The 23,427-nt window shown below is 46.2% G+C and carries 23 protein-coding genes; 8 read left to right on the top strand and 15 right to left on the bottom strand.

The window, feature by feature from the left end; genetic code table 11:
* Positions 1 to 32 precede the first annotated feature (32 nt).
* The 6 genes from H6780_00150 to H6780_00175 all read left to right on the top strand — a co-directional run bounded on the left by H6780_00150 (position 33) and on the right by H6780_00175 (position 6,117).
* Entirely contained in the window at positions 33 to 689 is a 657-nt protein-coding gene (locus tag H6780_00150) for a septation protein IspZ (protein ID USN88824.1), read from the top strand.
* A gap of 28 nt (positions 690 to 717) precedes the next feature.
* Positions 718 to 2,217 (top strand): UDP-N-acetylglucosamine 1-carboxyvinyltransferase, encoded by a 1,500-nt coding sequence (locus H6780_00155; protein ID USN88825.1) that lies wholly within the window; start codon positions 718 to 720, stop codon positions 2,215 to 2,217.
* A gap of 81 nt (positions 2,218 to 2,298) precedes the next feature.
* The gene (locus tag H6780_00160) at positions 2,299 to 4,191 is read left to right on the top strand and encodes a hypothetical protein (protein USN88826.1); all 1,893 of its coding nucleotides are present in this window, start codon (positions 2,299 to 2,301) and stop codon (positions 4,189 to 4,191) included.
* Positions 4,192 to 4,262: 71 nt separating this feature from the next.
* Complete coding sequence (locus tag H6780_00165; GenBank protein USN88827.1) at positions 4,263 to 4,490, top strand: hypothetical protein; 228 nt, start codon at positions 4,263 to 4,265, stop codon at positions 4,488 to 4,490.
* 228 nt (positions 4,491 to 4,718) lie between these two features.
* A complete protein-coding gene (gene def / locus H6780_00170; protein ID USN88828.1) occupies positions 4,719 to 5,258 on the top strand; it encodes a peptide deformylase in 540 nt (179 codons plus the stop codon).
* A complete protein-coding gene (locus tag H6780_00175) occupies positions 5,245 to 6,117 on the top strand; it encodes a methionyl-tRNA formyltransferase (GenBank protein USN88829.1) in 873 nt (290 codons plus the stop codon). The genes def and H6780_00175 overlap by 14 nt, the downstream gene beginning before the upstream one ends.
* 49 nt (positions 6,118 to 6,166) lie before the next feature.
* Here the strand turns inward: H6780_00175 and raiA are convergent, their stop codons facing one another.
* From raiA to H6780_00195, 4 genes are all read right to left on the bottom strand, one after another.
* Positions 6,167 to 6,535, bottom strand: a complete 369-nt coding sequence (gene raiA / locus H6780_00180) for a ribosome-associated translation inhibitor RaiA (protein USN88830.1) — start codon at positions 6,533 to 6,535, stop codon at positions 6,167 to 6,169.
* A gap of 22 nt (positions 6,536 to 6,557) precedes the next feature.
* On the bottom strand, positions 6,558 to 6,872 hold the full coding sequence (locus tag H6780_00185; protein ID USN88831.1) for a glutathione S-transferase N-terminal domain-containing protein: 315 nt from the start codon (positions 6,870 to 6,872) through the stop codon (positions 6,558 to 6,560).
* A 372-nt stretch (positions 6,873 to 7,244) separates the two neighbouring features.
* The gene (locus tag H6780_00190) at positions 7,245 to 7,730 is read right to left on the bottom strand and encodes a hypothetical protein (GenBank protein ID USN88832.1); all 486 of its coding nucleotides are present in this window, start codon (positions 7,728 to 7,730) and stop codon (positions 7,245 to 7,247) included.
* Positions 7,731 to 7,911: 181 nt separating this feature from the next.
* Complete coding sequence (locus tag H6780_00195; protein ID USN88833.1) at positions 7,912 to 8,241, bottom strand: hypothetical protein; 330 nt, start codon at positions 8,239 to 8,241, stop codon at positions 7,912 to 7,914.
* A gap of 114 nt (positions 8,242 to 8,355) precedes the next feature.
* On the opposite strand from H6780_00195, the gene H6780_00200 reads away from it, so the two are divergent.
* Positions 8,356 to 9,519, top strand: coding sequence for a hypothetical protein (locus H6780_00200; protein ID USN88834.1), 1,164 nt, complete (start codon positions 8,356 to 8,358; stop codon positions 9,517 to 9,519).
* A 174-nt stretch (positions 9,520 to 9,693) separates the two neighbouring features.
* Positions 9,694 to 9,891, top strand: coding sequence for a hypothetical protein (locus tag H6780_00205; GenBank protein USN88835.1), 198 nt, complete (start codon positions 9,694 to 9,696; stop codon positions 9,889 to 9,891).
* Between the two features lie 127 nt (positions 9,892 to 10,018).
* On the opposite strand, the gene H6780_00210 is transcribed toward H6780_00205, so the two are convergent.
* The 11 genes from H6780_00210 to H6780_00260 form a co-directional block, all read right to left on the bottom strand.
* Positions 10,019 to 10,759: a Bax inhibitor-1/YccA family protein gene (locus tag H6780_00210; GenBank protein USN88836.1), complete on the bottom strand. Its 741-nt coding sequence runs from the start codon at positions 10,757 to 10,759 to the stop codon at positions 10,019 to 10,021.
* Between the two features lie 334 nt (positions 10,760 to 11,093).
* Positions 11,094 to 11,708: a hypothetical protein gene (locus H6780_00215; protein USN88837.1), complete on the bottom strand. Its 615-nt coding sequence runs from the start codon at positions 11,706 to 11,708 to the stop codon at positions 11,094 to 11,096.
* 319 nt (positions 11,709 to 12,027) lie between these two features.
* The gene (locus H6780_00220; GenBank protein ID USN88838.1) at positions 12,028 to 12,198 is read right to left on the bottom strand and encodes a zf-TFIIB domain-containing protein; all 171 of its coding nucleotides are present in this window, start codon (positions 12,196 to 12,198) and stop codon (positions 12,028 to 12,030) included.
* Positions 12,199 to 12,533: 335 nt separating this feature from the next.
* Positions 12,534 to 13,037, bottom strand: coding sequence for a hypothetical protein (locus H6780_00225; GenBank protein ID USN88839.1), 504 nt, complete (start codon positions 13,035 to 13,037; stop codon positions 12,534 to 12,536).
* 341 nt (positions 13,038 to 13,378) lie between these two features.
* A complete protein-coding gene (locus H6780_00230; GenBank protein USN88840.1) occupies positions 13,379 to 13,567 on the bottom strand; it encodes a hypothetical protein in 189 nt (62 codons plus the stop codon).
* Positions 13,564 to 14,268, bottom strand: a complete 705-nt coding sequence (locus tag H6780_00235) for a zeta toxin family protein (protein USN88841.1) — start codon at positions 14,266 to 14,268, stop codon at positions 13,564 to 13,566. Before H6780_00235 ends, H6780_00230 begins: the two co-directional genes overlap by 4 nt.
* Positions 14,265 to 17,369 carry an Eco57I restriction-modification methylase domain-containing protein gene (locus tag H6780_00240; protein ID USN88842.1) on the bottom strand — a complete coding sequence of 1,035 codons (3,105 nt, stop codon included), beginning with the start codon at positions 17,367 to 17,369 and terminating at the stop codon, positions 14,265 to 14,267. The genes H6780_00235 and H6780_00240 overlap by 4 nt, the downstream gene beginning before the upstream one ends.
* Positions 17,359 to 20,808 (bottom strand): hypothetical protein, encoded by a 3,450-nt coding sequence (locus H6780_00245; protein ID USN88843.1) that lies wholly within the window; start codon positions 20,806 to 20,808, stop codon positions 17,359 to 17,361. Before H6780_00245 ends, H6780_00240 begins: the two co-directional genes overlap by 11 nt.
* A gap of 31 nt (positions 20,809 to 20,839) precedes the next feature.
* Positions 20,840 to 21,253, bottom strand: coding sequence for a hypothetical protein (locus H6780_00250; protein ID USN88844.1), 414 nt, complete (start codon positions 21,251 to 21,253; stop codon positions 20,840 to 20,842).
* A 1-nt stretch (position 21,254) separates the two neighbouring features.
* Entirely contained in the window at positions 21,255 to 22,688 is a 1,434-nt protein-coding gene (locus H6780_00255) for a DNA translocase FtsK (protein USN88845.1), read from the bottom strand.
* Between the two features lie 199 nt (positions 22,689 to 22,887).
* Positions 22,888 to 23,427, bottom strand: a complete 540-nt coding sequence (locus H6780_00260; protein ID USN88846.1) for a hypothetical protein — start codon at positions 23,425 to 23,427, stop codon at positions 22,888 to 22,890.

Raw genomic sequence — 23,427 nt, forward strand, 5'->3', positions numbered from 1 at the left:
TTCGTAGTACACTAGTAGTATTCTACTTGCTCATGTTGCGTCACGCCCGATTATTCAAACTTCTCATTCTGGACATGCTCATTATTGAGTTTGGGCCTCTGCTGGTTTTTTTTGCGCTATACCATTTCCTCTGTAGCTTTGGCAAAGCTGCTCTCGGTCTGGCCGGCACCACCTTAGTTACCCTCTACATTTCAAAACTAGTAAATCAACGCATTCCGTGGTTTGTAGTCATTTCAGGAGGCATCACTGCCGGCAGTGCAATCTTAAGCTACTGGTTTAAAACGCCCGATATTCTTATATTTACGGACACTGTTTTTTATTTCCTATTTGCCGGGCTACTCGCCAGCGGCGTATTTCACAAGCGACAAGTATTTGCGACCTTTTTTGGCCACGTATTTTGCATCAGTGAAGCTGGCTGGAAGATTCTCGAACGACGTTTTTTAGGGATTTTTATCGCAGCTGGTATTGCCAATGAACTCGTCCGACATCTTGGAAGCGTACACGACTGGGTTGTTTTTAAACAGTGGCTCGTTGTTGTTTTCTTACTTTTTGGCTTCTATCAACTGCGCGTTACTAGCTCACACCGTACTGAGGAAGCAGACCGTTTTGGATTACGTAGCCAAGAGTTCCGCGAACGCATTGTGATTGAAGTAGACGACAAAACACATCCACACTCTAAGTGTGATTAATATAGCATATATGCTATATTAGCTTCATATGCAACATATCGGAACCCGTATCGCAGACCTGCGCGAAACTTTAGGACTTACCCAGACAGACTTAGCCAAAAAGCTCAAAACCACCCAAAGCGCCATCGCCCGTATTGAAAGCGGCAAGCAAAATGTGAGTGCCGATATGCTGAAGCGCATCAGCGCAGCCCTAGGGAAAAACCTCATTACCCTCTCCCCTGGCACGATGAATATTAAAATCAACGGCGGCAAAAAGCTCACCGGCACCATCGAAACCAACACTTCAAAAAACGGCGCCGTCGGGCTTTTGTGTGCTTCTTTGCTCAACAAAGGCACCACCACCCTACACCGCATGCCGCGCATTGAAGAAGTACACCGTCTGATTGAAGTGCTTGAGAGTATCGGAGTTAAAGTTGACTGGAGCGGCAGCACCGTCACTATTACCCCACCGAAGAAAATCGACCTCAAGAAAATCGACCGTGTTGCCGCCGAGCGCACCCGCAGTATTGTAATGTTCATCGGCCCCCTCATTCACCAACTTCAATCATTCTCGCTACCACAATCTGGCGGCTGCAAGCTTGGCAGTCGTACCGTAAAACCTCACTTTTTTGCCCTTGAACACTTTGGTGTCAATATCGACACTACTGCCACCAGCTTTGACGTGACTGTAAAACCGAAGCAACCAAAAGAAATTATTCTCTATGAATCGGGCGACACCGTGACCGAAAACGCCCTCTTTGCCGCCGCCGGGAAAACGGGCACCACTACCATTAAGTACGCCACCGCCAACTACATGGTACAGGAAGTGTGCACCTTCCTTCGCTTGCTTGGCGTGCAGATTGAAGGTCACGGCACCACCACCCTGACGGTTACTGGCGTTGCAGATATCAACCAGAATATTGAATACACCCTCTCAGAAGACCCGACCGATAGTATGTTTTTCTTGGCGGCAGCTATTACCACCAATTCCTCCATCACTATCACTCGCTGTCCGATTGAATTTCTTGAACTCGAACTTTTGAAGCTTGAAAAAATGGGCTTTAAGTACACCAAGTCAAAGCCATACCTCAGCCACAACGGCAGCACCAAGCTGGTCGACATTACGACCAAACCATCTAAACTCGTGGCTCTGCATGAAAAGATTCACCCAGCAGTGTATCCTGGCCTAAATATCGACAACCTCCCTTTCTTTGCCGTGATTGCTACGCAGGCGGCTGGCCAGACACTGATTCATGACTGGGTGTATGAGAAACGAGCTATTTACTTCACTGAACTCGACAAACTCGGCGCCGATACCGTACTGGCTGATCCACACCGCATCTTTATTACCGGACCAACCAAACTCCGCGCTACTGAGCTCGTGTGCCCACCAGCACTTCGCCCAGCCACTATTCTCCTCATTGCCATGCTTGGCGCTGAAGGTGAATCTGTCCTCAGAAATATCTACAGCATCAATCGTGGCTACGAAAAATTAGTTGACCGCCTCGCTTCGCTCGGCGCCGATGTTTCGTATCTCGATGAATTTTAGGAGAAATCTATAACGAGCCACAACGGCGGATTTTTGGCAAGCCTGCCAAAAATCCGCCGTTTGCTATAATGGCCAGCACGTATGTTTGTAGTTCAAGTTACTCCCTTAATTCGCGGCACCCAGCTTGAATCACTCTCTTATTTCTCAAAAATCGACTATCCAGCCGGTGCCTTTCTCCAAGTCCCCATCCGCGGCAAAAATCAAACCGCCATCGTTACGGAATCAAAGCCCGTCAGTAGCACCAAGACCGCCCTCAAGGCGGCGACGTTTTCTCTTCGCAAACTTCCCAACCAACCAGACCCAGTCGTGATTCCTGACAGCATCCGGAACACTTGCGAAGCACTCAGTACTCGATATCCGGCGTCTGCTGGCGCGTTGTTATTTTCACTTCTACCACCAGATGTACGTAATGGCAGTCGCTTGTATCCCAAAACTGACCACATCAAACACAACGAAGAGACCACCCCACAGCTCCTCACCGCCCGCACTGACGACCGCTTCTTAGCCTACCAAGGCTTTATTCGTAGCACCTTCGCACACAAAGGTTCGATTATGTTTGTCGTGCCTACCGCTGTAGATGTGGAAGTTGCTAAAGACCTACTTTCAAACGGCATCAAAGACCGACTGGTCGTTTTCTCACCCAGCCAAACCAAGCGTCAGAGAGATGCGTCATACGACAAGCTAGCTGACACCACCTGCGCCAAGCTCATTATTACCACCCCATCACATGCATACCTGGAGCGAGCCGACCTCCTAACCATCATTGTTGAACAATCTGCCAGCGGGCACTATGTCAGCCGCCAGCGGCCATACCTCGATCATCGTGATGCGCTCATCGCCTACGCCAAAGTCTCAGGACGTTCGATACTCCTTGGCGACACTGTCCCACGCACCGAAGACGAGGCACGTCGTCGTGACGAAATCTATCTAACCTACGGTGAAGAAGCGAAGCGGATTGCCTTTTCTGCCCCACTAACCATCGTGTCACAACATGATAAACCAAAGCCCGAACAAGCCTTCAAACTCTTCTCTAAGGAGCTTGAGATTAGCGTGACGCGTGCGCTTGAAGCGCGAGGCCACGTCTTTTTCTATGCCGCGCGGCGTGGCCTCGCGCCGGTAGTCGCCTGCATCGACTGTGGCCACATCTTCCGCTGCCCAGACTCAAACACTCCCTACTCACTCATGCGCACTGAGAAAAACGGCGAGGAACAACGCTGGTTTGTATCAAGCACCTCTGGTCGCCGCGTTCGCGCGGCGGACGTCTGCGAGCAATGCGGCTCCTGGCGCCTGCGCGAACGCGGCATCGGCATCCAACACGTCTATGACGAATGGAAAGAGCTCATGCCTGACTGCGACGTCACCATCATGGACAACAACACCGCTCCCAATGCCAAGGCCGCGAGCAAGATTGCTAAAGAATTTTTTGAAAAGAAGTCTGGCGTGCTTATTGGCACACAAGTAGCCCTGCCGTTTATTACCGCCGGCGTGGACGTTAGCGCGATTATTTCGCTTGATGCTGCGCGCACCATTCCGACCTGGCGCGCTGACGAAGCACTCTTTCGCCTACTCCTTCGGCTGCGTGAATGCACCAGCAAAGAAGTACTGATTCAAACCCGTACCGAACCAGACCACCTCCTCATGTACGCCACCCGCGGCGCTGTCGAGCGTTTTTATGATGACGAGATTGCACTCCGGCAGATGCTTCAGTACCCGCCGTACAGTACGTTTATTTTGCTCACCTGGATTGTAAACAACACTTCACTAGAAAGCATGAGCCAGCCGATTGTCGAGCAACTCGCTGCCTTTGACGTGCAGTACTACAACAACCCAACCACCACCGCCCAAAAAATCGAACGGCACGGCCTCATTCGCATTCCTAAATCCGATACCAAAACCTACGCCGAGCTACTCCCGAAACTACGCGCTTTGCCACCATACGTAAAAGTAGAAATCAATCCAGAACGTATTGTCTAGCTTGCTTTTACAGCGCAGCGTGCTTAAATACCGCCCAGCAAGTCACTTGTACCATTCTCAAGGAGCCACTAATGTCTACCAGCATTAATGCCAGCATGATAGAAGATGCGATTGCAACTTTTGTCCACCTGTTTAACAGAGGAGAGTATGAAAAAGCTTCATGGATATACGCCGAAGATGCCGTACTCATCGAAGACGGGTTGCTGAACCGCGGCAGAGCGCAAGTACTGGGGGGGGGCGGCACAGGAGCAAAACAATTTCATAAAAACGCACGAGGTACGCCTATGCCAAATCAATGAAGCTGGCAATCTTGCACTGGTTTGGTGCGATTATGAGATCATTCACCAAACTGGTGACGGACCTTGTGTAACCTACAGTGGATGCTCGACTCTCAATTTTTCAATGACGGAAACAGGTCTCTTGATTATAGCTGATACCGGGATGATCCACGGTCAAAGCAGCTGATGAGCGCGGCGCCCAAAGGGCGCCGCTTTCCTTTTTCTTCGTATATTTGTATAGTACAAACCATGAATAAGTTAGTCGCCCAAAACCACCCAGCTCTCCATAGTATTGCTGAGGAAATCACTCCCGAAGAATTTGCTGACGGCTCAGTCGCCAAGATTCTCGCTGGCATGCGCAAAGCTATCAAAACCTACGATGTAGACGGCTACGCAGCTGTTGCAATTGCAGCACCACAAGTCGGTGTCGCCAAGCGGATGTTTTTGGTAGAAGATCAAAACCAAGACCGTGATGAAGCCTTACCTACCGTCATCGCAATTAACCCGCGGATTGTAAAATACTCTAAGAAAGTCCATGAAGTGGGTGAAGGTTGTCTCTCCGTACCGAATAAATACGGCGTGGTTGAGCGCCACAAAAATGTCGTACTAGAAGCGCTCGACGAGCATGGTCAGCCATTTTCTCGCGGGGCCGGCGGCCTCTTGGCACAAATTTTCCAACACGAATGCGATCATCTCGACGGCACACTCTTTATCGACCGCGCTGTAGAGACCTGGCATAAAGACGACCGCCCAGCTGGTATAACCGAAGCCGAAGATGAACAAAATTAAATTTGCCTATTTTGGTGGTGAACCACTTGGCGTGCCAGTCCTTGAAGCGCTTAAGGCGGCCGATTTACTCCCATCACTCATTGTTTGCAACCCCGATCGGCCGAGCGGTCGCGGTCACATGCTCACACCGCCCCCAGTCAAAGTCTGGGCGGAAGAAAATGGGATCGAAGTCTTTCAACCAACCAACTACAAGGATGACGTCGCGAAATCACGCCTAGAAGCAGAAGACTGGGATGTCTTTGTGGTGGTAGCCTATAATTTCATTTTGCCGGAATGGTTTTTGCACCTCCCAAAGCACCAAACTCTCAATGTACACCCCTCACTTTTACCAAAGCTGCGTGGCGCCAGTCCGATTCGCACGGCAATTTTAAAAGATTTGCGTGAAGATATTGGTGTGACAGTAATGTTGCTCGACAGTGAGATGGATCATGGGCCAATTCTCGACCAGGAGCAGGTCTATATAGAGGACGAGAATTGGCCCCTCTCAGGACCTAACCTCGACCAACTTCTGGCCACCACTGGCGGCGAACTCTTGGCCGAAATTATTCCTGCCTGGGTAGCTGGCGAACTCTCTCCACAAGAACAAGACCACGAACTCGCCACCTACTGCTCACGCTTTGAAAAAGGTCAGAATGAACTTACTATAGACCCGACGCGACTGCCTGCTGGAGATAAAGCTTGGAACATGTGGCTAAAAATCAACGCCTTTACCGGTATCGGCGACACTTTCTTCATGCACGAAGGCAAGCGCATCAAAATCAAAGCAGCCCGCTTCGAGAACAATTCCCTCCAGATTCTTCGAGTCATTCCTGAAGGCAAGAAAGAAATAGATTTTAGTGAGTATTTGAAACAAATATAACAAAAAGCGGCGGGCCCTTCGGGCCCGCCGCTTTTTGTTATTACACTCCTTACACTTCAGCCGACATCATTTGCTCCTTCGCTTCTCGGCCACCTTGTTTTACCAAAGTTTCCTGCTTATCTTTTGCGCGGCGCAATTCCTTATCTAGCTCATCTCGTACTTCGTCGATTGCCTTCTCAAAACTTTCTTCAGTTGCCTCAGCTCGATAAAGCGTACCCTCAAGCTGCAGATTCACCTCCACCCGGTACACCGCACCATTCTGCTGCGGAGCAACTTTCTGAAATTCAACATCACACGAAGCTGACCCAACGCCATGCATGTATTTTTCTAGCGAAGCGCACTTTTGCTCAACAATTGTCGTGAGCTCCTGCGCTTCATGCAGATCATTAAATTTATAGTTGATAGTTGGGAATGCCATATGCAGTATATGTCTTAGACTATTAACCCTCGCATGATTCGCAGGTAGATCCACCCACGTGTACACGCGGCTTAGTTACCGCAGCTTCACTTGCTCCAGAACCAACATAATTTTCTCGCAAGTAATCAATGATGTCACTTGATTCCAACATCGACACGCTCTTTTCACTATCCACCAAAAATGGCACCTGTGTCCCTCCAGATTTTTCCTCAAGCTCAGCCAGTGCCGTTCCGTCTTCTGTAATATCTTTCAGCTCGAGGGTAACGCCCAGATTCTCAGCCATTTGCATAACGCGCTGACAAAATGGACAAGTTGACTTCATGTACAGTGTTAACATGTTCTCATTGATTGATTAATTGGTAACCTCACACAGTATACTACGCGCTAAGCCATCCTCCCATTTCAAAGCCAAATCAGAAACATATACCGCTCGTGTCAAATGAAAAACCGTTCCCAAGGGAACGGTTTTATTGAAAGAGCATCTCTCAATCGTCGCGAAGCGGCACTTTACCTTGCCGATTCAGCCAGTGTAGCACAACAGCCACCACGATGATAAGAACGAGAAGGCTGAGCAGTACATCGGGCATGGCAGAGGAATCCGCAGCTTGCGTAACGGCATGCGCTACGACGCTGTCATGAGTCATATGATACATTCCACACCTCTCCTTTGTGAACGAACGGTTAAATTATGCATTGTTTAACAAATGTGTCAATAGTACTCGTCAGAATCGTCGGTTGTGCGCTTTGCGGCACATTGCGCTTGATACATACGCTCGTATGCAGCGTTACTTCCCTTGCCCCAGTAGTCGTGCAAGATTCCACAATCCGGGCAACACTCCACTGAGACCGTCTGGAAATACCGAGGTCCATGGCAGTTTGGACAGCGCTGATTACCTGAATTTTCAAGGACAGAACCCGTATCAGTGTAGCCATTTTGTTTGCGAGGGAACCGCGGCATACCATCCACAGTCACAGTCAGATCTCCATACCTAACCGACGCAATGACGACCCCATGTGCAGCAGGACAATCAAGTACTGCTTGCCCAAAAGCTTGCACGTCAGACACGTCGCGCGCGGCTAACAATCGTCCGATTGCAATCGCTTTGCTGGAACCATGCACGTATCTTGCGTGATTACCGGCAAAATATGCACAGTATCCAAATGACCGCTGCAACCAAAAAATTTTTTGCGCCATCTGATAACCTCCTTTCCAAGTTTCTGTCTTCAGCTTGTCCCCTCTAACGCAAAATGTCAATGCACTTTGCTAGACGCGATGGCGATGCACTTACACAAACTCAAATTAACATTTAACGGTGAGCCAATTACCCGAGCCGCTGCACTCAAAAAAAAAGAACGGTTGGAACCGTTCTTTGAATTTAACGCAGCCTGCCAGCCACCTTTTTAACAGCAGCGGTACGGGCCAAGCGACGGCGTGACTGGTGATACAGATTGTACAAACGTATCTGCCCCGCCCCTTCCTGCACATACACACGAAACCGCGTACGATACTCAGATTTCTTCAACCGCGTGACAATCGTATGATCAGACACCTGATACGCCCCAACCACTTCGCACCCCGTGTCGGTCACAAAGGCACGCTGCTCAAGCGTATAGCTCGACATCCCGAGATCATTCAGAAATTGTGCGATCAGCTCATTTGCCCCATCATCACACGGCTCAATAAAATACCGATACTCACTAGCCATTTGTCTCTCCAGCAAGAACAATGCAAATTATACTATGTAATAATACGAAAAATTAGTCAAACAAAACCTGTCTCGTTAATACTTGTTATACTGGGGACATTACATAATTTTCCTATGAAATTTTCATCTACTGAAATTGAAGCAATTCGAAGCACTCCCACCGCAGAAGTAATTGCGCGTCAGGGTGATTATGAAACCATCCTGACGCGCCTTAAAGAGCACAACCATCTCACTGAACTCGTAACAAAGGCAAAAGAAGAATTTGGTGAACGTATTTCTGAACCATGGCTCACAGAAGCAGACTGGGAAATGCTGGCCGTACTGGGTGCTTTTGACCGCACTACACTCCTGCACTCAATCGGTGTCTACGAGATTGCTGCGCGAAAAGTGCGTGAAAATCTCATCGGACCTGACGGTACAGTGCGAAACATAGAACAACTAATTGCTGCTGAGGGTGTTTCTATGCCTGTGTTTTTGCATGCTTGTCTCTTTCACGATATTGGCAAAATTGAGGTGCCATACGAAGTGCTCATGAACCAGCTTACTGAATCAGAGTGGGAGACTTGCTTAGAACGTGCACTCGATTCAACTGACCGAAACTCGATACTTCGCAAACTCAACCTCAACCCTGAGGAGGCTCACACGACAGAGACCGTCACCACCACACTCAAAGAGCAGTGGCTCCGACCAATTTCAGTCGTACCGGCGCGTATCGCTATAACTGAAGCTGAGTTGGCAGCCCTTATTGAACGCGGCTACACCGGCGAAGAAACACTAGCTGAAATTATCGCTAGTCATGAAACATACTCCGCTCATATCCTGAGCGCTCAGGGCTATCACATTGAAGCTGAGCTAGCCGGACACCATCACAACCTACATCGTGAGAAGCTGCGGTACCCACAAAGTACTGAGGCTTTGCGCATTAGTGCGGTTACTTTGGGCGAAAATGCTATCGGTCTCTTGCATGCCGCTGATGTGGAGGAGGCTCTCACCAGCGCGCATCGCTCCTACAAACAATCACTCTCGCTATTGCACTCACTCGACATTTTAGTTGATCACGCCAGACACCATCAGCTCGACACCCACCTAGCCTATTCATGGATTCGTAGCGAACTCCACGGCACCAGCGACACCACCACCGAAACTGTTGGGCTTATCGACAGCTTTTCTGGTAGCAGCGAAGATGATCCAGAAGCGCTCCAGGAGCTAACGTATCTCAATGACATAAACGCGTTCTTGGCGGAGGTGGAACATGAGCTCCTCGCCAATCGTACATAACCACACGGCGGCTACCACTCTGCTGCAAAGCAGCCTATTTACAGAACAAACAATAGGAATATACTGATAGACAAGAGTGTGTCGCATGACATTCCCTCTCTATCGTGTCTGCTTACCAGCAAATTGCAGCGATGCACTGGTCGACATTTATCAGCCCTTAACCAAACGTGGCTTATGTGGCAACAATGGATGAACTTCGTTCTCGGCCTCGTCATACTTACAGTATCCCTCTTCACTGACATGAGCAACCAGGCAACCTGGACACTCGCAGCACTAGGAGCAGCGGTGGCGGTGTTTAGTATTTGGGGTGCGCAGGAAACAGCCGATGAGCGAGAAGAAGGTCGCATGATGCGGCATCACCGTCATGCATAATGATTCTGGGTATGGATAATGTAGAGCATTAAGCCGCCGCCAGCATAGCTGGCGGCGGCTTCATTCGTTTTTCCCTACCAAAAATAAAGACGCCTTTCTCTGAAAGGCGTCTTAGCTTAGTCGGACATTACTTTCTCTGTCCAAACAGGCGCAATAGATGAATGAGCATGTTGATGAAGTCGAGGTACAGCGTCAGCGCACCGTAGACCGCCAATCCCGGCGACCAACCCTCTTCGTCATACATCGCACGAAGCTTCTGCATGTCAAAAGCGGTCAAGCCAATGAAGAGCAGGACCGCTGCTCCGCTCACCAGCATGTCCATCATCGGAGATGAAAAGAACATGTTGACGACCAACACAATCAATAACCCGATAAGGGCCTGCATGAAAAATCCTTGCAGCGACAGAAGACTGCGTTTCGTAACATGCCCCCAATACGCAGAACAGCCGAATGTGCCAGCAGTGATGAAGAAGACCTTTGCCACGCTCGCTTCGGTGTACATGTACAAGACCGGTGCCAAGGTGAAGCCATTGAGTGCAGCATATACCGCAAACAAGAACACCGCCATGCCGAAACCAATTCTTTTGGAAGCACCGAATGTTGCCAAAACAACAACCAGCACCAACTCGAGAATCGCCGCAGTCCACCACAGCCCTGAAGCGCCGAACTTCTGCACGGTTTCACCATCATCATTGACGACCTCCGTGAGATGTGTGAGCGAGGCAAATAGCACTTCGTTGCCCTGAACATAGTTTGCGACCAGAGCGGTCACAAGCAATCCAGCGGCCATGATCCAGAACGTGTAAAGAAAGAACAGCCGAAGACCATCTTCATGGCTTCTTGCTTGCACACCAGAAATGTCGTTCATCTGTAACTCCTTTTGTAACGATGAGTAATACCCCGATGTTGGGCTATCTGTTTTTATGATACAATTATTTTTCGGTAAGTCAATATTATCTATCACACTCGTCACCACGCCTCTCTGCACAGTATCGATTGTTGCCACATAGATTTTCTACATCGTCATCCTCGCAGTAAACGCCCGCTCGGCTTTCGCAAAGGGAACCTCCGTATCTGCGACATTTCTAATTGGCAGATTAATATACGTGTTTTTCATATACAAAGCATACCGGACACACCAACCAAAGCTATGCTCTAAAAAAAGAAAACCGCTTCCGTAGAATTGGTTTTCTAGAAAGCGGTTAGTACCACTCATTGAGCGGAATCTTTTCATTAATCCTTCGCCACACCAAAGGCGCAGCGACCGACCAAGAGCCGATGAACATGTACCCTGGCAAAGCCCAATTGACCACCGTATGATCAGAAATGGCAAAACCGGTTACTCCATACCCGAGACCGAAGACGAGCCACGCCCCGGGCTTGTCTGACATTGGCTTCTTAAATGCCTGCTCTAGAGTAGGCCAAAGCGCAAGAACATCCACCCCAATCATCCAGTACAAAGACCACTGAGCCAGCTCGGGCTGATCCTTAAGAGCAAACCAGAGCACGTAACCAACAATCGCAAACACCAGGCAAGCTTTTTCTCGGCGCGTGAGCGTGTAGACGCGATTAGTTTCTCGAAGCAAAACAATCACAAAAATGATGACCGGCGCTACTGCACTGACCAATGCTGCGTAGTAGACCTCTTTTGCCTCTGAAGCTTCAGCGGTCAGGAAAAGGGCCACCCCTACCACCGCCCACACAAAGAAACTCACCGGATTGGGATACACCTCCCGTTTCCAAGCCAGCACTGCGTAGCGAATACCCCAGACCGCCAAGACGAGAGCGGAAACCACCGTCCAATTAATAGCGTTCACTTAGTTCTCCTTCAGGTTCAATAACAAACTAAATAAAATAATACAATTATATTTAGTAATGTCAATTACTTTGAAGCATTACAAAGCTTGGCTACCTCAATCGAGTATCATTAAAATAATACAAAAGTCCGTACGAAATGCTCGCACGGACCCCTGTAAATGCTTCTTTTTCTGATTTGCTCCGCGTACTGGACGAGTTTCGAACATTAGACTGGTTGGGTATTGAAAAAGATTTGCGGTTCGTTGAGTTTGCAAAATGAAAAAGCCGCCCCTTCGTTCGAGACGAAAGATTGGCTTCCCCGTCCCGCCAAAGTGGCGACTAGCCGATAGCTATACCGACTGCAAGACCTGTAGCGAAGTTTGAGCCGTCATCCTCTGCAGCTTCCTGGATTGATTCGAGTTCCTCGTGATCCAGCCAGACGCCACTGCACTTTGGACAGCGATCGATAATGATGACTCCATCAAGGATGGGTTCCTTTTTCATCGCCATACCATCGACAGGGCAGTTCCTCACTTCTTCGCCCTGCATTCGCAACTCGATTTCACAATCCGAGCAGATTGGATTTCCAGACTCATCCTTGCGACGAGTTCTATTCTCGCCACAGTTTTGACAGGTTTCCTTCGATTTGAATAGACCGAACATTTGCGCCTCCTAAGACGTTGAATTCAAATCGAATGATAGCACGTATAACTTGCTATGTCAAGTAATGCTCCGCCTGTTGGATGAGTTTCGAACATTGGACTGGATAAGTATAGAAAAGGATTTGCTGTATTGTGATCTGACAAAATGAAAACCGCCCTCCAACGGTTCTCGTTGTGGGCGGTTCAGAGCAGTGGCGTTTTTGAATATTCACCACCATCTCCGATACGTCCTCGTGAAATTTCTTGAAGCTTGAGTTGATCACCTTCGGAATTGACTCCGAAGAATGAAACATCTCCTGGGCCAAGTAGAAGCCGCACGGGTCCACGAACCTTGATTCGTGATACACCTGCCACATCGTGAGCGAGCCAACCAATGTGCCATTCCTGGTCAACATGGGTGGGTTGCAGAACGACGTAATCCTTCCATCCTCCAAGAAGAGGGATATGAAAGAATGGCATCTTAAGCCAAAAGCGTGCTCCAGCAGATTTGTTCCCTTCGCAGAACACTTGCATATCATCCTTCAGGTGTGCAACCTGACCAGATTTCAACTTAGTGTTGTTCCAGCGATGGGTTTGCTGAGGAGTTTCTCTGAAAGTTCCTGAGATGATGTACATAATGGGAAGCATTAGCACATCAGCAATACGTTCCAACCATCCAAGAGGTTGGACGTGGATTTTGTTCAACACGACATACCTCCTGAAGGTTGTTTAGACTGGTTGTATAATAAAACAGTATTTATACTGTGTCAAGTGATGCTCGCCTGGCGGGATGCTTTCCGAAGCTATGATTGGCACAATTGCTTTGTTTCTGTTGAAAGTGACATTAGAGAGATCAATAGATTAGTCGCATTGGTCTAGACCGTTTCCCTTCTCAACAATTTCAACTAAACGCAGTAATTTAGACGCTTTTTCATACGCCACATCTCGCTCTAAAGTTTCACCGTAATGCTTTTGATAGAGCTCAATAAATTGATCTAAGTGCTCGTTAGATATTTTTGCCAAAACTATTTGATACAAAAACTCATGCTTTACGCATGAATTTTTTCTGCTTTATTTGATATAGTCTCCTGATCTTCCTGCGCTCTTTTTAAAGCGCTGTTGTAGACTCGTTTGCGTTCTCGTGACTTCGTTTCAATAAAAAACTTGTACACAGGGTCAGCTGACGTCTCTGGACGCTTATAGAATAACCCTTTTATAGTTGCGACTAGGTGTGTCATATCAAACTCTCAATCTCATCTTTACTGTACTTTTTTGGCAGGTATGTGTCAAGATTATCGATGTTGAATGTAATTTTATACTGTTTGGTCTTAAGGTTTCTTTCAATAAGATCAACCCGAACACGATTACCGTACTCCCGCTTAATCGTAGCCACATTGTCTCGCGCGGCAATAAATTGCTCAATGAAGTCTTCTCTTTGAATATTTCTACCGTCCACCTTTTCCCTGTCTTGAGTAAACTTCCAAGCAATCTCTGGAGGCTGAAGTACATACTCAATGAATATAGGTCTATCTTTACTGAGCGATAGATCAATATTGTTTCTGGCTTGATCAATTTTTGAAAAAGTACCATCTAACAAAAAACTATACGATTTACTCTTTACATAGTCATGTAATTTATTAACCCCAAGCGCAACAGCACCTTGGAACAAATGAGCTTTCCCCGGTTCATACTGAGGGAGCCAAAGGCGAATTGCATCTGGATCAATCTGAACAATCTTATCTTCTGCTCCCATAATCTCATTGATCAGCCGAGTCGAGAACTCAGTCTTTCCTGCACCCGGAGATCCAGCCATGAAAATTGATACTGGTCTTCCAACAGGAGTAACCTTACCCACAAAATGATCAACAAGCTCCTTTTGATGCTTCTTGACGTGTTCTATTGCTTCAGCAGAAAGATTGTTCTCCTCTGGGCTAGTCATGAGTTCTCAATAGTAGCAATCTCCTCGGGGGTCAGGTCATAGAGCTTGTAAACTAACTCGTCAGCTTCATTCAAATACTTTTCTGCCGGAATGTTTTGCGTAGTTGCTTTAACTATCTCTTCATAACACACTTTTAGCTTATCAATGCTCACGGGATCATGATCTAAACTTGGTAATGGCATATCTCTCAAGTGTCTTGGGTAAAAATGCAATCCATTTGACAACAGTTCACTGAAAAACCAGCTAAGTAATTTTGAGTTCAGAATTACAGTTACCGCTTTCATATCATACTTTTGTGACAACTTGATCCGTTCCTGACTTAATTTTCCTTTGACTTGGGAGTAGGTTAAGTGTTCTAACAAGTGATATGGCACAGCATTAATAAGAGCGTCGTTATTGTAATAACCAACATCGTCATACACCGCTTGGATACCAGTCCTTCCAACAACGTTTTTCACAACGATCTTGTGACTTTCAAACAACTCCGGGAAACAGGGGGCTTTATGTTTGCTTGGTTGATAGTCTAGATACAGCTTTTTCTTTACCACATACCTCTCGAAGTTCTTCCCCTCCAAGTACTGCTTATATCCGTCTGCATAAACATCGTGTATAAAGTCACCCTTACCAATTTTGAGTTTTGTGTTATGTATCTCTGCCCCCTTTGATACATAAAATGCATTTTCAAACTTGATCGTTGATTTAATGATCTTTTGGATTATCTGGACCTTGCCGTCATCTAAATCAAGTTTGAAATTGTAATCTGGATGTATTTTAAAAACCTCCTTGCTAACAGTACTGAATGGTAACGAGTATAGATTGGGTAATTTTTTCGTCTTGTGGACATACGCTTCAAACTCACCTCCTCCTTCAGCATCATCGTCAGCATTAGATATAATACTTATCTGTGTGTCCACTGTAGCAGAGTCAAACACTTGATGGGCTGAGAAGTCTAGTAATCTTAATATTCTCTTTCCAAGCAAAAGTGCCCTTAATTGCTTACCGTACGATTGCGCAAGCCACTTGTTACTTGTTATATACGATATGATGCCATTTACTGCCAAAAGGCCAAAAGCTCGCTCATAGAAAAGAACGTATAGGTCATAATGACCTTTCGCTGTAGTGTATATATTTTGATATTTATCTTTCTGTTCTGGCTTTATTTTCCAAATACTAACGTATGGTGGGTTCCCTATAACTACATCAAACTTAGCTTCCACATCATGCATAAGCAACTGGTCATAGAAGCTGGCAGGATGCTCATTACTGAACGGATCATAAGTATGAAGCTGGTCGTTAAGCTGTGAGCCAAACATAGTCCCTTGTTTACGAAGAGTTGAGTATTTTGTCTCAAGCTTTTCACGTTGCTTAGGAGTTGCCTTAAAATACTCTTTCTTGATCTCTAACAAGGTCTCATATTTACCACCATCATCCAAAGCCGCTTCTTCACTCAGAGGTAAAAGTGTATTGGCACAGACGAATTTAAACTCTAGGTTTGGCAAGGTGTCCACACCACCATTTGGTTTCTTTTCAACATACTCTTGATCAACCACAAGAGCAAGAAAACTTCGAAGTCGAGCGATCTCAATAGCAAGTGGCTCGATGTCTACTCCGTAAATGTTACGCTCCATAATACCAAGCTTGGTCCGATACGGATCAAAACGAGCATCGAGTCGTTCGTATATCTGGACCAGAAGATGCAGCATACCAATTGGAAAAGCCCCAGACCCACAAGCAGGATCAAGCACTTTCATACCATCCAGCGCCTTTACAATCTTCTCTCGCAGCACAGGCTCTACCACGTCCCGCTTACTGTTTGTTCCTGACTTTGCCCAATCACTATCAGGAGTATCAAGCAATCTATCTATAGAGTTTTTAGCCTTATCTCCAGCCTCTAGTGCAGTACACAAGTATGCCCTGACACTCTCTCGACACATATAAGCCACAATCTCTCTTGGTGTATAGAAGGCACCTTTCGCTTTTCGAGCCTGCTCTCCTGTTTCTTCATTAATCTCAGCTAACAAGTTTTCAAAGATACGTCCGAGCATTTCAGGATCAATCGCAATTTGCTCATAGTCAGGAGTTGACTCATCTGTTGTGAAATTAAACTCGCTGAAATGTTCATAGAGATTAACAAAAAAACCCTTTGGGAAAGGAATGTCACTTCCCCTCCAATCATCTGGGCGATCTTCAAAGAGTCCTCCGTTTAAGTACGGTGTCTTAAGGTCAGGATGCGGACGCTCACGATCATTCTGTGGAGTATTTAAAACACCAAAGAAGAGCAGCTCGAGTTTTTCCTTATAGTACGAACTGGCATCCGTGTGTGTAGTATCAAAATAATTGACGTCTCTCGAGATAAAACCTTTTTTGTCTAGAAACCAACAAAAGAGCAAACGACCGTGTAGACGATTAGCAAAATGGCGAGCTTCGTCAGAACTTTTACCACCCTCCTCTAGATGAGAGACCAGATGTTTAAAACTGTTGGCAATACCCTTATAAAAAGCTTCGTTAATGCTTTTTAGCTTGAAACTATCCCAAATAGTTAGATGGAGGGCTTCACGACCCAAATTGGCTACTCCTTCCCATTTGGAGAAGATGTCTTTTTGCGTATTTGAGAGCTGATCTTTCAGTTCAACAATACGAAGAGACTTATTGTTAGACAATACTATCAGCAACGCATCATTTTCTGGAGTTAAGAAAAAGTCCACTCCTATCTTCGAAGCAGGGTCCTGTCTTGTAAATAAGGCGTCTTCATAGTTTGGCGTAAAATGCACCGCGCCAGACACGTAGAGCTTTGACTTCTTCTTAAGTGCATACAACTTTGCTTCGAGAGGACCTTCTTTTGTGTCATTAAGGGCAAAGCATGCACGATTACTCTTGAACTTAGGATGAGCCTGAAACCAATGATCATAACGCTCGGCATTGGGCAATTTAAGTGCTGTAAGTAGTACATAATCACTACTTGAGGGGTCATCTGTCTTAACTCCATTCACGTCAGCCAACATCAATACCTCACGAGCGACTCCCAATCCAGCCTCTATGGTTCTTTCGCTACTTAATTTACTTAGCGCAGCATCAATTTTTTCAAAAGTATTATTTTGCATAAAATAATAATGCTTCAGAAGACTCTACCGTTAGGTCTTCAGGTGTATGAGCAGCAGATGACTGTTCTTCATACGCCTCCTTCAAAGCGTTAATTGTTTGAGGCAGCAGCTGACCACTTTCCTTAATGTCTCGATTTGCAGCTGTAAACAACTTATTCCATTTTGTCTTAGATTGGATCGTCATAATGTTCTGAACAACTGACTGGAACTGCAAACCAGGCAAAACACGAGCCAGCTCATCAAGCACCTTAACTTGGGATGGTTTGAGCTTACCTGGGGTTGATACTGAAACAGCTTCATTTGAAGCCTGTGCTTCTACCAGCCGACGTACAGCTCCCCTGTCTGCAGTAATAGTATCTATCTGACGGCTGTTTTCTTCACTAGTTGTACGCAGATATGTAAGGGCCTCTAGCGTCTCAACCGGATCTGACACGTCACCATCTGATGCCACAAAAATGTTTGCACGCAGCTCGTCAGTACCATTTTGCGTGTATACTTCGGTAAGAGAAAGTACTGTCGGGCAATCATGATCATTTCGTGCATGGCTAGGAAAATAACCCCATTTACCTCGAGGTATACGTTCCATTTGTCGGAAGGCTTCTTCTGTTGCGTTTTTACTAAACGCCCTCAAGTCATTTACATACTCATCTTCAGACAAAAAGTCATCATCATCCTCCAAAGTTTCAGCATACTCAGTGGCTTTTTCAGAGTATAAGTTCTCGACGTACTCAATTGGGTTTTCTTTCTCCCCCAAGACGGACTGGTCAGTTCCTATGGAACGACGAATACGTTCGACTTTTCCTTCAAGACGTTTTACTAGTTTCAAATAAGCTTCTAGCTGTGCGGCAGGATTTAGATTGTAGATCCAAACCTTTTCATGCGGAGAACCCAAACGATTAATACGGCCGTTACGCTGGATCATGCGGACCGGGTTCCAGTGGAGATCAAAGTTTATGATAATACCAGAGTCCTGCAAGTTTTGACCCTCAGAAAGTACATCTGTAGCAAATAGGTATTGCAACTCATCCTCCGGGGAGACTTCCGCTTTCTTTGCTCTAGGCGCAAACCTCTTAGTAAGATCTTCAATTTCTTTTATGTTAGCTCCTGAGATAAATGCCGCCTTCTTAGCAAAGTCCTCACCTAGAATAGTTGGCAATTTGTCCTGAAGATACGCAATCGTGTCTGCATAAAAACTAAAAACAAGCACCTTACCACCATTTAATTTTTCTTCCCGTAAACCATTTATCAAAGAAACAAATGCCTGGAGTTTATCGTCTTGTTCCTCAAGTAGTTTACAAACAGAGATGAGGGCTTCGATTATCTTTCGATCGCGATTAAGGTCTGTGCGGATTGCTGGGATATTGAATACATTATCGTCTGCTTCAACATGATCAGTATCCAGCTCTACTGCTGCATCGGCCTCAACATCATCACCCTGATCCTTCACAATGTCATAAATTTGCTTGAAGGTAAGAATGTACCCCTTGGTGAGCCACTCTTCGAAGAGATCAATCTTACCGATGTATGCCTCTAGCGAACGACGTAATGCATACGGAGAAGACTCTAACCTCTTTAGGAGACTCACCCGCAGCATATTGTGGATACTAAGTGCACTCATTAACTTAAAACTCTCTCGCTCATTGAGGTCGTATGACTTCACCACCTCAATGTCTTTAGCATAAAACTGATGCTTGTATGTCTCTGATCGATACGGAGTGAAGCCAAGAGTAAGAAGAGAGCGGAAGAGTGACACAAATGTGTCAGGAACTCCTTCTCCCTCTACTATTAGTGATTGGTCTCCTTTCACAATATCTAATGGATGCTGTGTTCTTTGGGTCACTTCCAGAAAACGGTCGTGGTCAAGATTGGTCACCGACACTCCCTCGAAATGTTCTACACACTTTTGCAGAGTCTCATATACCACCCGATCTCGCTCACCACCATACTCGTAAGGAGAGGGTACAACCTCACTCTTAGGGAATGTTCGAAGCACACCATCGTTTCCTAACAGACCACCGAACTCTTTTTCAATACCCGCTCTAGTTGAACGCACCAAAAACTGCCTCAACCCCTGTCTCATCACTCGATGTATCCGGTCCCAATCAGGCTCTTGGCTGTCTTTTTCTGACTTTTTTATCTCAGTTGAAAGTCGACTAACAGCATCGTAGAAGTCGATCACTTCATTTTTCTTGGTCGTTTTAAATACAACAGGAAATGAAGTCAGTTTCCCTTTTGCTGCAAGCTGGACCTGGTTAACAAAGTCTTCAAGCTGGTTATTAATTGGCGTAGCCGTCAACAGAAGCACCTTGCTGTCTGGATTGGCAGCCAGCCACTCTAGTATCTGCTGATGCCGTTTACTGGCGTTATTTCGAAGGTTGTGCGCTTCATCAATCACAAAGAGGTCTACAGGCGCATACTTATCAATCACACGAGCTTTCTCGATCGCATCGGGATTTTGCATCGATATCAACTCGTAACCGTTCACTAACCCATGATGATCAGCCAACTCTTCCCTCCACTGCGACTCCAGTCTCTTGGGAACGATTACATTGATACGCCGAAAACCTTGCTCGACATAATGCTTAATCACTGCCCCACCGGTGATAGTTTTACCAAGACCTACTGAGTCTGAAAGCATGGCCAAACCATGCTTTTCTAGCTTATTTATTAGTAATTGAGCATTTCGCTGTTGAAACGCATAGAGCACTTTTTCTACGTCGGCCGAGAGTTCAACATTATCAGCAATTTCTTCCGAATATAAAGTCAGTAGGGTTTTAATGTACATCTCGTATGGGCTGGGTGTGAGATCCCCAACCGGAGAAGTGCGGACCAGCTCAATAAATGCACCAGTCCAATCTTCTGTTTTTTCATCTGACCACATCTCATCAAACCATGATAAATGACCTGTTTCCTGCTCAGGACTATTAGGCTTATATGTGACTACACGGTAATCAGTCTCAAGTGCGTTCAGTTCTGCGTTGTCTGTGAGGCCATTTCTCGTGAAGTTTGATGAGCCAATTATCCCCACCGCTTCTGGCGACTCATATGTACCAAAGATATAGCATTTAGCATGCAAAAAACTCTTTCGATAGACACGAACTTGAACCTTCCCTTCATCAATCAAACTCTTCAGATGAAACACCACCTCTCGTAACTCTGGAGTTGGATCAATGCGTTGTAGATCCTGGAAAAAGTCCTCATCAGGATAATCAAGCTCAGGTTCCTCAATATCCTTTTTATTATCGCGCTTGAGTAACGGTTCTCTCCCTATGAGAATACGCACCTGTTTATAGTCTTTCAGAGCATCTATCACTAGTTTCATCCCCTCAATATCCCAATAACCAGTCGCAATGGAAAGATGATCGTGCTGCTTACTTGCTTCAAGAAAAGCATCTAGCATTACGCGACGATTGTTATCAATGATATTTGGGAGTGACATAGCTAAAAGAGTACCATTTTAAGGGGTGTTTTCAAATTAAAATGTCACGGGTTATCTCGACCAACTGGTTTGGATTGGACCTGAGATCAACTTCTATAAACTGCTGGTCTAACTCCACGCTATCAAAACGGGCACGTTCTTCAGGAAAGATTTCATTATCAAACCAAATGAGGTCATAGTCCCAATCTATCCCTTCGGTTTTGTTTACATCCCAGACTGTGCCTTTAATGTCGTCAATAAGCCGGTGTATGTCAGGCGAAGTAACTCGCTTTACTATCTCCTGCGCTCTTGTCGGATCACCTTCTCTACAGTGAGTTGTAAGCCAATAAAGCTCATGTGTTTGTAAGGCCAAAATAAAGTCTTCAAGACCAGCTGCTGGTTTACCGTAATTTTCTGTTAAGTCCTCATGTATAAGAGTACCGTCGATATCTAAGTAAACCTTCATGTTATTCAGGGTCCACTAATACATTCCGTGGCTTCGATCCATCCTGTGGACCTATCACCCCACTATCCTCTAGAAGATCCAGCAATCGAGCCGCTCGGGAGTACCCAATACGTAAACTACGTTGTATATACGACGTAGAAGCTTTACCTGCCTTAATCACTGCCGCTTTAGCATCTTCATACAGATCATCTTCTTCTCCATCTCCACCCACCATGGCGTTGAATATCGCATCATTTCCGTTGTAATGATCGAAGTCTAAGGTGTCCAGTTCCCCTTCATCATACTTCTTCCAAACTTTGACCCGGTCGATGATCTCATCCTCTGAAATATAGAGTCCCTGAATGCGTTGTGGTCTGAAGTCTTCGGGAGATTGTAAGAGCATATCCCCCTCGCCTCGCAACTTCTCTGCTCCACCGACATCTAGAATGGTTCGTGAGTCCACCTGACAAGCCACCATCATAGCGATACGAGCTGGGATATTGGCCTTAATAGATCCTGTAATAACACTGGTGGATGGTCGCTGGGTGGTCAAAATAAGGTGAATACCGACTGCTCTACTCATTTGTGCTAAGCGGACCACACAAGCTTCAAACTCGGCAGGATATGTCTGCATAATGTCATTGAGCTCGTCTACAATGATCAGAATAAATGGGAGGGCTTCAGGCAGCTCAGCACGATCCGCTTCCTTAGCTCCTGCTTTTTCCCAGCTTTCTTTAGCAGGCTGGTACACATCCTTGTGGTAGACAGAAATGTTCATTACTCCTTCTGCTTCCAGAATGTCATATCGCCGCTCCATCTCCTTTACCGCCCAGGAAAGCGCCTGGACAGCCTTCTTGGCCTGTGTAACAGGCTTAGTGAGCGAGTGTGGCAATCCATCATATAAAGTAAGCTCAACCAGCTTAGGATCAATGAACATAAAACGGACCTGCTCGGGTGTGTTCTTCTCAATCAGTGCGTTAATGAGTGAGTGAAGCAAGACAGACTTACCCGAACCAGTGGTCCCGGCAGCCAGGATGTGTGGCATCCGGGCAATGTTCATTAAGTGTCGATTACCAAACTCATCAATACCGAGTGGCACCACTAGAGGGCCACTTTCTCTGAACTCTTCCCACTTGAGTGCATCGCTAAAGGGTATGGCTGGTAAGTCTTCCTTCTTAGGTACCGTTATACCAACCAGCTTCTTGTTAGGGACCGGAGCCTGGATCTCTACGCCGTCATTACTTAGTTCATACCTGAGGTCCTCCACAAAGCTAGCGAAGGCTTTCATCCGCATCGGCTTCTTTGGTTGAAGGTAGAAATGGTAACTACTAAACCCATCAACCGCCTCCACCACCTCAACTGGCACCTTAAACTCCTTAAACATGCTCACAATGGTCTCTGCCATCTTCTTAACCACTTCCCTACTCTGAGCAAGGGGGGTATGCTTTTTTAACATACCTTAACTTTACACCCAAAAGGTCCCTCACGCACAAAACTTATCCCCTACCAGTCAAACACCTAAAATAGGTTGATAAATAAGCCCAGAATGCTTAAATTAGCACATTTACATTTTTGCCCCTTGTCGTGGTACTAGACTTTATGCAAGCTGCTTGTACAGACACAACTTACTCACATTTATGTTGTAATTTAAAACACTATTGATAGTGCATATCACCGTCTTCATCGTACTCAAAAACACCATTTTCACAAAAAGGACAGGTGTCTCCACTCTCACAAAAGTCCTTATTGCCGCAATGTATGCACGACTCATCTGCTTTATATACAAATTTCGGGACCAGATCATCCTTCTTGAACTCATCAGTAAGCAACACCTTGCGATGTTTGAAAAAGTAGTGATGTTGCTCCTCTGGACCAAGTATCCCCCTTTTTTCTAGATACGGTACAGCGTCATACCAAATGCCGACATCTTCAAGATCCTGCTCGCACACATACTCATAAGCCTTTAAGGCTTGGACCTGCTCCCACAGCTCGTCAAAGTCTGTTCTGAAGCGATACGTCTTTACATCTGTCTTGCAGTGCTTACAGATCTTTTCGGTAGAGAAAACGCCATCAAAAGGAGCTCTCCTCTCAAGAGATGCTAACTCCCCCTTCTCATTAAGCGCAATCGGGATGCCTGTCCCGGACCTTAGACAGTGCCCACAATTGTTGCAATAGCTGAATGATATGTATCCCAT

The organism is Candidatus Nomurabacteria bacterium (genome assembly GCA_023898565.1).
Taxonomy (GTDB): Bacteria; Patescibacteriota; Minisyncoccia; order Phycocordibacterales; family UBA918; genus OLB19.

Excerpts from the sequence above, each read along its gene's own strand:
- H6780_00210 (USN88836.1), bottom strand. The coding sequence starts at position 10,759 with ATGAACGACATTTCTGGTGTGCAAGCAAGAAGCCATGAAGATGGTCTT.
- H6780_00240 (USN88842.1), bottom strand. The coding sequence starts at position 17,369 with ATGCAAAATAATACTTTTGAAAAAATTGATGCTGCGCTAAGTAAATTA.
- H6780_00200 (USN88834.1), top strand. The coding sequence starts at position 8,356 with ATGAAATTTTCATCTACTGAAATTGAAGCAATTCGAAGCACTCCCACC.
- H6780_00185 (USN88831.1), bottom strand. The coding sequence starts at position 6,872 with ATGTTAACACTGTACATGAAGTCAACTTGTCCATTTTGTCAGCGCGTT.
- def (USN88828.1), top strand. The coding sequence starts at position 4,719 with ATGAATAAGTTAGTCGCCCAAAACCACCCAGCTCTCCATAGTATTGCT.
- H6780_00150 (USN88824.1), top strand. The coding sequence starts at position 33 with ATGTTGCGTCACGCCCGATTATTCAAACTTCTCATTCTGGACATGCTC.
- H6780_00245 (USN88843.1), bottom strand. The coding sequence starts at position 20,808 with ATGTCACTCCCAAATATCATTGATAACAATCGTCGCGTAATGCTAGAT.
- H6780_00165 (USN88827.1), top strand. The coding sequence starts at position 4,263 with ATGTCTACCAGCATTAATGCCAGCATGATAGAAGATGCGATTGCAACT.
- H6780_00160 (USN88826.1), top strand. The coding sequence starts at position 2,299 with ATGTTTGTAGTTCAAGTTACTCCCTTAATTCGCGGCACCCAGCTTGAA.
- H6780_00155 (USN88825.1), top strand. The coding sequence starts at position 718 with ATGCAACATATCGGAACCCGTATCGCAGACCTGCGCGAAACTTTAGGA.
- H6780_00250 (USN88844.1), bottom strand. The coding sequence starts at position 21,253 with ATGAAGGTTTACTTAGATATCGACGGTACTCTTATACATGAGGACTTA.
- H6780_00260 (USN88846.1), bottom strand. The coding sequence starts at position 23,427 with ATGGGATACATATCATTCAGCTATTGCAACAATTGTGGGCACTGTCTA.
- H6780_00220 (USN88838.1), bottom strand. The coding sequence starts at position 12,198 with ATGGCGATGAAAAAGGAACCCATCCTTGATGGAGTCATCATTATCGAT.
- H6780_00175 (USN88829.1), top strand. The coding sequence starts at position 5,245 with ATGAACAAAATTAAATTTGCCTATTTTGGTGGTGAACCACTTGGCGTG.
- H6780_00190 (USN88832.1), bottom strand. The coding sequence starts at position 7,730 with ATGGCGCAAAAAATTTTTTGGTTGCAGCGGTCATTTGGATACTGTGCA.
- H6780_00255 (USN88845.1), bottom strand. The coding sequence starts at position 22,688 with ATGTTAAAAAAGCATACCCCCCTTGCTCAGAGTAGGGAAGTGGTTAAG.
- H6780_00230 (USN88840.1), bottom strand. The coding sequence starts at position 13,567 with ATGACACACCTAGTCGCAACTATAAAAGGGTTATTCTATAAGCGTCCA.
- raiA (USN88830.1), bottom strand. The coding sequence starts at position 6,535 with ATGGCATTCCCAACTATCAACTATAAATTTAATGATCTGCATGAAGCG.
- H6780_00195 (USN88833.1), bottom strand. The coding sequence starts at position 8,241 with ATGGCTAGTGAGTATCGGTATTTTATTGAGCCGTGTGATGATGGGGCA.
- H6780_00205 (USN88835.1), top strand. The coding sequence starts at position 9,694 with ATGTGGCAACAATGGATGAACTTCGTTCTCGGCCTCGTCATACTTACA.
- H6780_00235 (USN88841.1), bottom strand. The coding sequence starts at position 14,268 with ATGACTAGCCCAGAGGAGAACAATCTTTCTGCTGAAGCAATAGAACAC.